The 12,330-nt window shown below is 61.0% G+C and carries 15 protein-coding genes; 13 read left to right on the plus strand and 2 right to left on the minus strand.

From position 1 onward, the window contains the following. The first annotated feature begins 43 nt into the window (after positions 1-43). The 7 genes from folK (at position 44) to ACR0M3_RS13670 (ending at position 5,768) form a co-directional block, all read left to right on the plus strand. Entirely contained in the window at positions 44-613 is a 570-nt protein-coding gene (folK, locus tag ACR0M3_RS13640; RefSeq protein ID WP_480911317.1) for a 2-amino-4-hydroxy-6-hydroxymethyldihydropteridine diphosphokinase, read from the plus strand. A 94-nt stretch (positions 614-707) separates the two neighbouring features. Next, complete coding sequence (gene rpoZ / locus ACR0M3_RS13645; RefSeq protein WP_209506215.1) at positions 708-1,061, plus strand: DNA-directed RNA polymerase subunit omega; 354 nt, start codon at positions 708-710, stop codon at positions 1,059-1,061. Between the two features lie 26 nt (positions 1,062-1,087). Continuing rightward, positions 1,088-3,220 carry a RelA/SpoT family protein gene (locus tag ACR0M3_RS13650; RefSeq protein ID WP_480774149.1) on the plus strand — a complete coding sequence of 711 codons (2,133 nt, stop codon included), beginning with the start codon at positions 1,088-1,090 and terminating at the stop codon, positions 3,218-3,220. Between the two features lie 16 nt (positions 3,221-3,236). Beyond that, positions 3,237-3,929: a DUF2062 domain-containing protein gene (locus ACR0M3_RS13655; protein WP_480911319.1), complete on the plus strand. Its 693-nt coding sequence runs from the start codon at positions 3,237-3,239 to the stop codon at positions 3,927-3,929. Further along, complete coding sequence (locus ACR0M3_RS13660) at positions 3,929-4,675, plus strand: pyridoxine 5'-phosphate synthase (protein WP_480586720.1); 747 nt, start codon at positions 3,929-3,931, stop codon at positions 4,673-4,675. Before ACR0M3_RS13655 ends, ACR0M3_RS13660 begins: the two co-directional genes overlap by 1 nt. Then, entirely contained in the window at positions 4,672-5,298 is a 627-nt protein-coding gene (locus ACR0M3_RS13665; protein WP_480911321.1) for a LysE family translocator, read from the plus strand. Before ACR0M3_RS13660 ends, ACR0M3_RS13665 begins: the two co-directional genes overlap by 4 nt. Further along, a complete protein-coding gene (locus ACR0M3_RS13670; RefSeq protein WP_480538690.1) occupies positions 5,295-5,768 on the plus strand; it encodes a hypothetical protein in 474 nt (157 codons plus the stop codon). The genes ACR0M3_RS13665 and ACR0M3_RS13670 overlap by 4 nt, the downstream gene beginning before the upstream one ends. 75 nt (positions 5,769-5,843) lie before the next feature. Here ACR0M3_RS13670 and ACR0M3_RS13675 read toward each other — a convergent pair whose 3' ends face one another. After that, on the minus strand, positions 5,844-6,692 hold the full coding sequence (locus ACR0M3_RS13675) for a CE1 family esterase (protein ID WP_480483759.1): 849 nt from the start codon (positions 6,690-6,692) through the stop codon (positions 5,844-5,846). 127 nt (positions 6,693-6,819) lie between these two features. On the opposite strand from ACR0M3_RS13675, the gene acpS reads away from it, so the two are divergent. From acpS to ACR0M3_RS13695, 4 genes are all read left to right on the plus strand, one after another. Next, positions 6,820-7,239 (plus strand): holo-ACP synthase, encoded by a 420-nt coding sequence (acpS, locus tag ACR0M3_RS13680; protein WP_209506227.1) that lies wholly within the window; start codon positions 6,820-6,822, stop codon positions 7,237-7,239. A 62-nt stretch (positions 7,240-7,301) separates the two neighbouring features. Continuing rightward, positions 7,302-8,141: a signal peptidase I gene (gene lepB / locus ACR0M3_RS13685; protein ID WP_480487137.1), complete on the plus strand. Its 840-nt coding sequence runs from the start codon at positions 7,302-7,304 to the stop codon at positions 8,139-8,141. After that, complete coding sequence (gene rnc, locus ACR0M3_RS13690; protein ID WP_480911323.1) at positions 8,138-8,815, plus strand: ribonuclease III; 678 nt, start codon at positions 8,138-8,140, stop codon at positions 8,813-8,815. Before lepB ends, rnc begins: the two co-directional genes overlap by 4 nt. Before the next feature lie 154 nt (positions 8,816-8,969). Beyond that, complete coding sequence (locus ACR0M3_RS13695) at positions 8,970-9,446, plus strand: hypothetical protein (RefSeq protein ID WP_480483757.1); 477 nt, start codon at positions 8,970-8,972, stop codon at positions 9,444-9,446. Between the two features lie 51 nt (positions 9,447-9,497). On the opposite strand, the gene ACR0M3_RS13700 is transcribed toward ACR0M3_RS13695, so the two are convergent. Next, a complete protein-coding gene (locus ACR0M3_RS13700) occupies positions 9,498-10,880 on the minus strand; it encodes a multicopper oxidase family protein (protein ID WP_480911325.1) in 1,383 nt (460 codons plus the stop codon). 160 nt (positions 10,881-11,040) lie between these two features. Between ACR0M3_RS13700 and era the strand changes: the two genes are divergently transcribed. Then, positions 11,041-11,949, plus strand: coding sequence for a GTPase Era (era, locus tag ACR0M3_RS13705; protein ID WP_480473866.1), 909 nt, complete (start codon positions 11,041-11,043; stop codon positions 11,947-11,949). Continuing rightward, entirely contained in the window at positions 11,946-12,275 is a 330-nt protein-coding gene (locus ACR0M3_RS13710) for a DUF1491 family protein (protein WP_480487133.1), read from the plus strand. Before era ends, ACR0M3_RS13710 begins: the two co-directional genes overlap by 4 nt. Positions 12,276-12,330: the final 55 nt, after the last annotated feature.

Genomic DNA, 12,330 nt, shown 5'->3' on the forward strand with positions numbered 1-12,330 from the left:
GCCGTTATCGCAAGTATGCATTGTGTCGAATATAGGGTAGCATATGTACAATTCTTTGCCAAATGCGGTTGTGGCATTGGGCGCAAATCTCGATCTGAGAGGAAATGGGCCCGCTGTAACGCTACAGCGCGCAATTGACGCACTTTCGCAGCAGGGCGTAGTGATTCGCTCTGTCAGCCGGTTTTTTGCGACGCCTTGCTTCCCCGCTGGCGCAGGTCCGGACTACGTGAATGCGGCCGTGCTGATCGAAACCGACAAATCCCCGTCCCAGCTTTTGCGCGTATTGCACGAGGTTGAACACCAGTTCGGTCGTGAACGGGTGCAGCGCTGGGGAATGCGGACGCTGGATCTGGATCTTGTGTGCTATGGTGATCAGATACTGCCCGACCGCACCCTGTTCGACCGCTGGCTGACCCTGCCGCCCGAGGAACAGCGGCAAGAGGCACCGGATCAGCTGATCCTGCCGCATCCGCGCCTTCAGGACCGCGCGTTTGTGCTTGTGCCGATGGCGGATATTGCGCCCGACTGGCGCCACCCCGTGCTTGATCGAACGGTTTCCCAGATGGTCGACGACCTGCCCCCGTCCGAGGTTGCGGCGGTTACGCCGCTGTGATCCCTGCAAATGCAGCATTTCCTGCTTGTCAAGGCGCGGAATCGCGCTTAGATAAACCCCTTCCTGACATGGACTCAGAAACGGAGAGCGCCCAATGGCCCGCGTGACGGTTGAAGATTGCGTAGACAAGGTTCCAAACCGGTTCGAACTGGTAATGCTGGCCGCCCATCGGGCGCGCGAGATTTCTGCCGGTGCCGCGATTACCGTTGACCGCGACAACGACAAGAACCCTGTCGTGTCCCTTCGCGAAATCGCCGACGAGACCCAAGGCGCGGACGCCCTGCGCGAACGCCTGATCGAGGCCAACCAGACCCAGATCGAGGTTGATGAGCCGGAAGAAGATCAGATGGCGCTGCTGATGGGTGCCGAGTCGGACAAGCCTGCGATGGACGACATGTCCGAAGAAAAACTCCTGCGCGCCCTGATGGAGGCTCAAGGGCAGGGGTAAGCTCCAAAGACGAAGGTGCGGACCGGATGATTTCTGCTGACGATCTGATTGCGCTGGTCCGCAACTACAATCCCAAGACGAATGCTGAACGTATCGCGCTGGCCTATGAGTTCGGCCAGAAGATGCACGAAGGGCAATTCCGCCACTCTGGCGAGCCCTATTTTACCCACCCCGTTGCCGTTGCCGCCATCCTGACCGAACAGCGTCTGGATGATGCGACGATCATTACGGCTTTGCTGCATGACACGATCGAAGACACCAAGGCCAATTACGGCAAGGTGTCCGATCTGTTCGGGGATGAGGTCGCCAAACTGGTCGATGGCGTCACCAAGCTGACCAACCTGCAACTGTCCAGCCGCGAAACCAAGCAGGCCGAGAATTTCCGCAAGCTGTTCATGGCCATGTCCAAGGACCTGCGGGTCATTCTGGTCAAGCTGGCAGACCGTCTGCACAACATGCGCACCATCAAGGCGATGCGGCCCGAAAAGCAGGTTCAGAAAGCGCGCGAGACGATGGATATCTATGCGCCGCTTGCGGGCCGCATGGGGATGCAATGGATGCGCGAGGAGCTCGAAGACCTCGCGTTCCGCGTCCTGAACCCCGAAGGCCGCCAGTCGATCATCCGTCGCTTTATCACGCTGCAACGTGAAACCGGCGATGTGATCCACCGCATCACCGGCGACATGCGCCACGAGCTGGAAAAGGCGGGCATCGAAGCCGAAGTCTTTGGCCGCGCCAAGAAACCCTATTCGATCTGGCGCAAGATGCAGGAAAAGGATCAGGGCTTTTCGCGCCTGTCCGATATCTACGGGTTCCGCATCATCACCCAGACGGAAGAAGACTGCTATCGCACGCTTGGGGCCATCCATCAACGCTGGCGTGCGGTGCCGGGGCGGTTCAAGGACTATATCAGCCAGCCGAAATCGAATGGCTACCGCTCGATTCACACCACCGTTTCAGGCCGCGATGGCAAACGGGTCGAGGTTCAGATCCGCACCCGCCAGATGCACGATGTGGCAGAAACCGGCGTTGCGGCGCACTGGTCCTACCGGGACGGGGTGCGCACGGAAAACCCCTTTGCCGTCGACCCGGCGAAATGGATATCCAACCTGACCGAGCAATTCGACAACGAGGATGATCACGAAGATTTCCTCGAAGCCGTCAAGCTCGAGATGTATTCGGACCAGGTCTTCTGCTTCACCCCCAAGGGCGACGTGGTGAAACTGCCGCGCGGTGCGACCCCGATCGATTTCGCCTATGCCATCCACACCCGGATCGGCCATGCCTGTGTGGGGGCCAAGGTCGATGGCATTCGCGTGCCGCTCTGGACGCGGATGAAGAACGGCCAGTCGGTCGATATCATCACCGCTGACGGGCAGACACCGCAGGTCACATGGCTTGAGATCGCTGTCACCGGCAAGGCCCGTACCGCCATCCGCCGCGCCCTGCGCGAGGTGGATCGCGAACGGTTCATCAAGCTGGGCAAGGAACTGGCGCGCTCGGGCTTTGACCATGTGGGGCGCAAGGCCACCGACAAGGCGCTTGATACCGCCGCCAAGCACCTGCGCCTGAAAGACCGGCATGAATTGCTGGCCCGTCTGGGCAGTGCAGAACTGACCGCTCATGAGGTGGTTCAGGCCGTCTATCCCGAACTGGCTCAGGATGACGGCGACGCCATCCCGCTGCGGCGCGCCGTGATCGGTCTTGAACCCGGCCAGAAATTCGACCGCGCGCCCTGCTGCCAGCCGCTGCCGGGCGAACGGATCGTCGGCATCACCTACCGGGGCAAGGGTGTTGTGGTGCACGCCATCGACTGCGACAAGCTCAGCCAATATGAAAGCGAACCGGAACGCTGGGTCGATCTGCATTGGCATTCTGGCACGCACCCGGCCGTCTATGGGGCGACACTGGATCTGACCATCGGCAACGATGCCGGGGTTCTGGGGCGCATTTGCACATTGATCGGCGAGAAAAAGGCCAATATCTCGAACCTGGAATTTGTGGACCGCAAACCGGATTTTTACCGCCTGCTGATCAATGTCGAACTGCGCGACCTTGAACAGTTGCATTCGCTGATGCTGATGCTTGAGGCTGAAAGCGACGTTGCAGCGGTCGAGCGTTATCGGGACCGGACCAAAACCGCGACCGCGGCTGGCTGAGAAGGGGTGATCACGGGTGGTATTCAAGCGCCGAGACCGACGCTCTCCTGTTCAGGTCGCATCGGAACTCGTCTATCCGCGTGGCGGATGGACCCGCGCCTTCCACTATGTCAAACACCGTGTCCGCCGCCTTCCGGATTCCCCTGACCGGATCGCCCGTGGCATAGGGGCGGGCGTTTTCGCATCCTTCACGCCGTTTTACGGGCTGCACTTTCTGGTTGCGGCAATTGGTGCGCGGCTGATCAAGGGAAATATTCTGGCCGCCCTCAGCGGCACGTTCTTCGGCAACCCCCTGACCTATGTCCCGATTGGGGTGATCTGCCTGCAAACCGGGCATTTCCTGCTGGGCACTGAATATGAAGAAGGCGACACGCAGGGGCTGATGGGCAAATTTGCCGACGCCATCGGTGACCTCAAGAACAATCTTCTTGCCCTGTTCACGGACCGCGTGGCCGACTGGCACGGGCTGGGGCAGTTCTATGATGATGTTTTCTATCCCTACATGATTGGCGGCATCATCCCCGGTATCGTGGCGGGCATCATCTGCTACTACCTCAGCCTGCCGCTGATCCTGACCTACCAGCAGCGCCGCCGCGCGAAGATCAAGGCAAAGTTTGAAGAAATCAAACGTCTGGCCGGAGAAACAACTGCCAGTCCCGCGCCAAGATCGCTAAGGTCGGGGCGAAAATCTGCAAAAGGAACCAAATGATGTCCGAAAGCCGTCTGCGTCTGGGTGTGAATATCGATCATGTCGCCACCGTGCGCAACGCGCGCGGCGGGGCCTATCCTGACCCGCTGCGCGCCGCCAAGCTGGCAGAAGAGGCCGGCGCCGACGGCATCACCGCGCACCTGCGCGAAGACCGCCGCCATATCTCGGACGCCGATATCGACGGCCTGATGGAGGTTCTGTCGGTGCCTCTGAACTTTGAAATGGCCGCCACCGATGAGATGCAGAAAATCGCCCTGCGCCACAAGCCGCACGCCGTCTGTATCGTTCCCGAAAAGCGCGAGGAACGCACCACCGAAGGCGGGCTCGAAGTCGCGCGCGAGGAAAACAAGCTGGCCCATTTCATCGCCCCGCTTCGCGAGGCCGGGTGCCGCGTGTCGATCTTCATCGCCGCGGATCAGCGCCAGATCGAGGCCGCGCACCGTATCGGTGCCGAGGTGATCGAGTTGCACACTGGCGCCTATTGCGACGCCCACGCCGAAGGCCGCATGGACGCCGCCGCGCGCGAGCTTGAATCGCTGCGCCAGATGTCCACCTTTGCCCATTCTCTGGGGCTCGAGGTCCATGCAGGCCATGGCCTGACCTATGACTCCGTAAAGCCGGTTGCCGCCTTCCCCGAGGTCATGGAACTGAACATCGGGCATTTCCTGATTGGCGAGGCGATCTTTCTGGGTCTCACCCCCGCCATTCGGGAAATGCGCCGTCTGATGGACGAGGCACGCGCGTGATCACCCCCGGCTTTATCGCCATCTGGTTCGCCTGGCTGATGGCCGGGGGCTCGCCGGGCCCGGCCACGATGGGCATTGCCGGAACCGCCATGAACGAAGGCCGCACCGCCGGGCTGGCCTTTGCCCTTGGCATCTGCGCCGGATCGGCCGCCTGGGGCATTGCCGCGGCGCTGGGCCTGTCGGCGGTCATGCTGGCCAATGTCTGGCTGTTCGAGGTGATCCGCTATGTCGGCGTGGCCTATCTGGGCTGGCTGGCGCTGAAGGCCCTGAAACGCGCGATGACCTCGGATGATGAGGTCGCCCTGGGCAAACCGGTCACCGGCACGCTGCCCACGATCTTTGCCAAAGGTGCGGCGATCCACTTGACCAACCCCAAGGCGATCCTCAGCTGGGGGTCGATCTATGCCATCGTCGCGCCAAGCGATGCCAGCCTGCCGATGCTGCTGGGCTATTTTGGCATGCTGTACGCTGGATCACTGCTGATCTTCATCGGCTATGCGTTTTTGTTCTCATCCGCCCGCATGGTCCGCACCTACCGCCGCGCCCGCCGCTGGTTCGATTTCGCCTTCGCCGGGTTCTTTGGCGTGGCGAGTTACAAGATCCTGACGGTGCGGTTGTCGTGATCAACCTTTGGACATCCGAGCAAAAAACCTTGTTGTTTAACCGGGTTTGGTACGTGGTTTGTTTCGTTGTTAGTATGATGCTGTCGGTTTCGTCGGGCTTTGCCCGGGAAAAACTGGGCCTCGAAGGTGTGTTTTTCTTTCCGGTCGATTTCTTTGTGACCCCCAGCATTATGGCAGCAGTGGTTCTCACACATCCATGGTCAAAGAGGTTTTCTGAAACAACCGCAAACGCCACATTGTGGTACAACGCAGCCTACATGGTTGGTCTTTCAGTGGCGGTGTTGTGGGCTATGCAACTCGCAGCATTGTTTTACCACTTCAGGTATTGGCACCAATTTGATTTTTCGGCTTTCGCTTTTAGAAACAGTGCTCTGCTGTTTTGGGCAGCGGTTTCTATAGGCATATGCCGAGCCGTGCTATCGCAATCGATACAGGCAAAACGAACGCTTTTTGGCGGTGAAAGAAGCTGACACAACTGATCCTCGGTATCGGTACAGACCTGGCAAACGCACGCAAATAGATCTCGGCAAATTCCGGTGGTAGCGCTAGGGCGCGTTCGAGATTTCCAGAAACCAATCCGCCACGGCACCGGCCCAACCGGGCTGCCTGCCGTGGCCATGTGGCCCAAGCGCCAGGGTGACAGAACCGTCCTGACACTTGCTCCACTTCTTTCGCCAGGATGCGCCTTCTGTTGCAACGCTGTTTGCCATCTGCCCGCATCCATTGGTTCTGGTCAGAATTTCAATGGATTTCAAAACGCTGCCCTGTTCGAAATCATAGTCCCCAAAGGTCACAAAACGCCCCTCCAGCGGGACGGTCCGGTCTGCAAATCCGTGGGAATGATGCATGTGAACCGGGCCGCTGCACCGCCGCCACATTGGCTCCCAAAAGGCTCCTGATGCCGAGGCATAGGCAAAGGCAAAGGAATGATCCGTGCAGGCCTTGTCCCAAACCAGTGATCCGCCGCGTGAATACCCCGCCAGCAAGATGCGATCTGCGTTCAGGTCGAAACGGGCAATGGCGTCTTCCTTGATCTGCTCCAGCGCGGCCAGATCATCCCGCGGCCAGCGATAGCCATCATGCACCCCCCAGTCCAACACCTTGGGGTTGCCAATGTCGACCTGACCATTCGGCGCGATAAAGGCGATGCCGCGGTCGGTAAAGGCCGCCGCGAGGCCGGAAAGATTCACGGCTGAATTCGCCGTTGCCCCATAGCCATGCAGATAGATAACAGCTGGCGGCTCGGGCGCGGCCTCGGGCAGAACCACCCGATAGGACAACTCTCCTACCTGACAGGGGGTATCCTCGGTTCCGCAATCCTGTGCAAAAGCGGGGAAAACGGTGCTTGCGACAATGCCAGCCACCGCGATTGCCATGAACGGAATTTTCGACATTGCGTCCCCCCACACCAACGTAAAAATTGAACATTCCGGTAAAGTATATCACGGAATGCGGCAACCAACCGCTTGCGTGTGGTCATCAATTGCCGTTGATTGGCCCGACCAGAGAAATGAGAGCCACATGATCCTCGGCATCGGCACAGACCTTGCAAATATCGACCGCATTCAGGGCACGCTCGACCGGTTCGGCGACCGGTTCCGCAACCGTGTCTTTACTGACACCGAACAGCGCAAGGCCGAACGCCGCGCGGATACCGCAGGCACCTATGCCAAGCGCTGGGCCGCGAAAGAGGCATGTTCCAAGGCGCTCGGCACCGGCCTGCGCATGGGCATTTCGTGGAAGGACATGGCCGTCACCAACCTGCGCACCGGGCAGCCGGTGATGCATGTCACCGGCTGGGCCGCCGAACGCCTGAACGAACTGACCCCCGCAGGGCACGAGGCGATCATCCACGTCACCCTGACCGACGACCACCCCTGGGCACAGGCCTTTGTCGTGATCGAGGCGCGTCCTCTGCAAGATCACGTCACACAGCCTTGACTTGACCCCATCCCCCCCGCATGTAGCAGCGAAGCCAAGCACAGAGAACTGGAGAGAGCAGTATGGCCGACGAAGCCAAAACCGGAAGCGGCGTCTGGGAAACGATCAAGACCATCGTCTATGCCCTGCTGATCGCGGGCGTGTTCCGGACACTCTTCTTTCAACCGTTCTGGATTCCCTCCGGTTCGATGAAACAGACGCTGCTGATCGGCGATTTCCTCTTCGTCAACAAGATGGCCTACGGCTATTCCTACGCCTCATGCCCCAGCCTGATCATCCCCAGTGTCGGTCTGAATATCGACGCCGAAGATCTCTGCGGCTGGATGCAGGGCGACGACGGCGGCCGCATCTGGGGCGGCGATCCCGTGCGCGGCGATGTCATCGTCTTCCGCCACCCGGTCAGCGGGCGCGATTATATCAAGCGCCTGATCGGCCTGCCGGGCGACCGCATTCAGGTCCGCGAGGGGCAGATCATCCTCAACGGCACACCGGTTCCGCAACAGCCTGACGGCATATTCACCGAAATCGCCGAACCGCAGGGCCCGCAACGCCTGCGCCCGCGCTGCGAAAACGGCCCCGTTGGCGTTGGCGGCGCCTGTGAAAAGTCGCGCCTGATTGAAACCCTGCCCAACGGCGTCACCTATGACGTGCTGAATATCGGCAATCAGGGCTCGGACAATACCGGCATCTATACCGTGCCCGAAGGCCACTATTTCTTCATGGGCGACAACCGCGACAACTCGGCTGACAGCCGCCTGCCGCAATCCGCTGGCGGGGTTGGCTATGTGCCCTACGAAAACCTGATCGGTCGCGCCGACCGGATCATGTTCTCGTCCGCCGGGCGGTCCATGCTGTTCTTCTGGACCTGGCGCGGGGATCGGTTCTTCAAGGCGGTCAATTGAAGCTCTCAGCCGAAATAAAGGCGTTTCAGCAGCGTTTGGGGTATGAATTTACCGACCCCGAGCTGCTGGTGCGTGCGCTGACCCACGGCTCGGTCTCATCGTCGACCCGGCCCGACAATCAGCGGTTGGAGTTTCTGGGCGACCGCGTGCTGGGCCTTGTCATGGCCACTGCGCTGCTTGAGGCCGACAAGAAAGCCTCCGAAGGCCAGCTTGCGCCCCGGTTCAACGCACTGGTCCGCAAAGAAGCCTGCGCAGATGTGGCCCGCCAGATTGATCTGGGCGCGGTCTTGAAACTCGGCCGGTCCGAGATGCTCTCGGGGGGGCGCCGCAAACAGGCGCTGCTGGGCGACGCGATGGAGGCGGTGATTGCCGCCATCTACCGCGACGCCGGGTTCGAAGCCGCCCGCGATGTCATCCTCGCCCTCTGGGGCGACCGCATCCACAAGGTCGAGGCCGACGCCCGCGACGCCAAAACCGCGCTTCAGGAATGGGCACAGGCGCGCGGCCAGAAACCGCCCAGCTATGTCGAGGTCAAACGCAGCGGCCCCGACCACGCCCCCGTCTTCACCATTGCCGCCCGCCTTCAGGACGGAACCGAAGCACAAGCCACCGCGGGCTCCAAACGCCAGGCCGAACAAGCGGCTGCCAAGGCGTTGCTGGAGCGGGTCGGCTGATCCCTGTTGAAGCTCGGCCTGTCACAAACTTCAATCTAACTTGAAGACTATAGAAGCCACGACAGACGACCTGTATCTGGGTATCAGTCGTTTTGGCACCCGTCAGACTGCGGCAGGTCAAAGCACTCGGGAAACAACGTATTAAGGCAATCCAATGCAACGTGCAAAACTCTCGCTCGTCAATATCGGCTTCCTGTTCATTGCCGGGTTTGTGGCAACCATGGCCTTCGATTTCTGGGGGCAAGTTGTCAGTCCGGGGATCGGCTGGGCCAACCTGTCACCCGAAGGTCTGGCGCAGAGTTTGCTGTCCAGTCTGGGTTTGCCCAGCAACGCTTTTCTGGGCTTCTTCGTGCATTTCTACATTGTCGGCCTGATAGCCTATCCTTTGGGTTGGTTCCTTATTTTCCAGCCAATCTGGGTCAAGGTACTGGGTCCGGTCCACATGTTGGCAGCCTCGGCAATCTATGGATTCGGTCTGTGGGTGTTTGCAATCGGAGGTGTCACGACCTTTGCCGGTCTGCCGCCGTTCCTGAACTTCGTCGGGATCACATGGGTCGCGCTGATCGGCCACGTTTTGTACGGCATCGTGTTTGTTGCCGTGCTGAACCCCATCCTGCGCCGTCACCCGTGATCTGATCCGTTCTATCCGTCGGTCCGGTGTCGGGCCGACGGCTTTCATTTATCACTCCACCCGGAAAAACCCGGTCAGCCCGGTTTTCTGATGTTCGATCACATGGCAATGAAAGGCCCAGTCGCCGGGGTTGTCCGCCACCAGCGCGATGTCCGCCACCTCATCCTTCAACAGCAGCATCGTGTCGGTCATCAGCGGAGGCAGGGTGCGCAGGTTGGATCGCAGCGGCACGAAGGCCAGCCCGTGCAGGTGGATCGGATGCAGGTTGGGCGACTCGTTGCGCAATCGCAGGACATAACTATTGCCCTGTTCCAGAACCGCCAGCGGCCCGGTGCCCTGCGCTGCATCACCCGGCCAGGGTTTGCGGTTGATCGACCAGAAACTATACCCCAGCGTGCCGCAGAACCCGTCATTCGGGGCACCGCCTTCGGGGGTCCAGCCAAAGACGAACTCATGCAATTCCGCACGGTCCGGATCGGGGCGCGCAACGGGATTTGCACGCAACGGGCGCAGCTCTCTCAGATCACGCGCCGCTGATGTGCCAGTCGCCCGCAAGCGCGCCATGGCGCGGTGCGGCTGGCCGGGAAACTTGGCCATCAGCTCCGCCGACTGCCCTTCGCCCTCGGGCATCCGGACGGCAAAATCCACCCGTTGACCGGGGCCCAGCAACAGCGGTTCATCCGCCGTTGGCACCGGCAGGTCGATCTCGACCGGATGCCCGTCCCAGGCGATGATCCGGGTCTCGGCCCCCTCGGGATGCAGCTTATAGATGCGGGTCGTGTCCGTGTTGACCACCCGCAGCCGTACCAGACTGCCCGCCGCGTGCTCATAAATTGCTGTGCTCTGCCAGTTGGCGGTCTGCACCGTGCCAAACGTGCCCGCCCGCGCCGCACCCCGCGCCGTATAGGCAGGCAGGAACGCGTCATCCTCGTCCAGACGGAAATCCCGCAGATTGATCACCTGTTCGCTGTCGAACCCCGGCTCGTCCGGCTCGGCAATCACCATCACGCCGGTCAGCCCGCGCGCCATCTGCTCCATCGTCATGCAATGGGGGTGATACCAGTAGGTCCCCGCATCCGGTGGCGTGAATTCATAGGTGAAACTTTCGCCCTCGCCGATGGGCATCTGGGTCAGGTAAGGGACCCCGTCCATCTCGTTGCGAATGCGCAGCCCATGCCAGTGCATCGAGGTATAATCCGGCAAGGTGTTGCGCACGCTCAGCCGCATAGGCTCGCCCTGCCGCCCATACAGAACCGGCGGCGGCGCATCGGGCGACAGGCTGACCATCCCCGTGGTCAGTCCTTCGCGCAGCCGGTAACTGGCGGGTTGCAGCACCAGCTCCTGCGCCGCATCACCTGCCGCCAACGACCATCCGCCCAACCCAAACGCACCGGCGGCGGCACCGCTTCCAAGAAGAAACTCGCGACGTTTCATGAAAACCTCACTGAAAGGATTTGCTGCCGGGCTGGAACTGGCTGGGCATCTATGCCTGTCCTGCCACCGCAAACGCAGGGCCGCAATGCGACAAATCCCTCTGGCCCGCCGGACCTTTCTGCTATAGGGGGGCGCAGTTGCAGACAGGATTGCCAGACACATGACCACACGCGCCGGATTTATTGCCCTGATCGGAGAGCCCAACGCAGGCAAATCCACCCTCCTGAACCGCATGGTCGGGGCCAAGGTCTCGATCGTGACCCATAAGGTGCAGACCACGCGCGCCCGTATCCGGGGCGTCGCGATGGAAGGCGATGCGCAACTGGTCTTTGTGGACACGCCGGGCCTGTTCAAACCGCGCCGCCGTCTGGACCGTGCCATGGTCGCTGCCGCCTGGGGTGGGGCCGCCGATGCCGATATCGTCGTGCTGATGGTCGAGGCGCATCGCGGCATCACCGAAGGGGTCGAACGCATCCTCGAAGGGCTGGCCGAGATCGGGCAGGGCCGCACCATCGCGCTGGCCATCAACAAGATCGACAAGGTGCCGTCCGAGAAACTGCTGGCCCTGACCAGCGACCTGAACGCGCGCTACCCCTTCGCCGAAACCTTCATGATCTCGGCCGAAAAAGGCCACGGCGTCGACGACCTGCGCAAATGGCTGGCGGGCGAATTGCCCGAGGGGCCGTGGCTTTACCCCGAAGACCAGATCGCCGATCTGCCCCTGCGCATGATCGCGGCTGAAATGACGCGCGAGAAGCTGACCCTGCGCCTGCATCAGGAACTGCCCTACCAACTGACGGTCGAGACCGAAAACTGGGAAGAACGCAAGGACGGCTCGGCCAGAATCGATCAGGTCATCTATGTCATGCGCGACGGCCACAAGGGCATCGTTCTGGGCAAGAAGGGCGAGACGATCAAGGCCGTCAGTCAGGCCGCGCGGGCGGAACTGGAAGAGTTCCTCGACCGCAAGATCCACCTGTTCCTGCAAGTGAAAGTCCGGCCCAACTGGCTTGAGGAATCCGAGCGCTATTCGGAAATGGGTCTGGATTTCAAAGACGGCAACGCATGACCCGCCTGACCGCCGATTTCTGGGTTCACGCCTATCTGGCGCGGCTCCGGTTTCAGGAAATCCCCGCCTTTGTCGTGGCCCATGGCGATGACACCGCGGGCGCGGTTCTGGTCAAGCTCAACACGCTCGACGGGCAGGCCACCGCCTTTCAACGCAGCTTTGATCTGATGAGCGGCGAACGCACATGGGTCGAACTTTCCTCTGGCCCCGAGAGCGACGTGGATCACGCCATCCAGCGCCAGCGCAGCTTTGACCCCGACCTCTGGGTGATCGAGGTCGAAGACCGTCAAGGCCGGCACCTGCTGGGCGAAGAGGGGCTGGAGTAGCGGGCCGGGTGAATGTCGGCTTTTGAGGCCAACCAGCTCATTCGGTGGGGTGCGG

It is taken from the genome of Ruegeria sp. O5 (assembly GCF_056535105.1).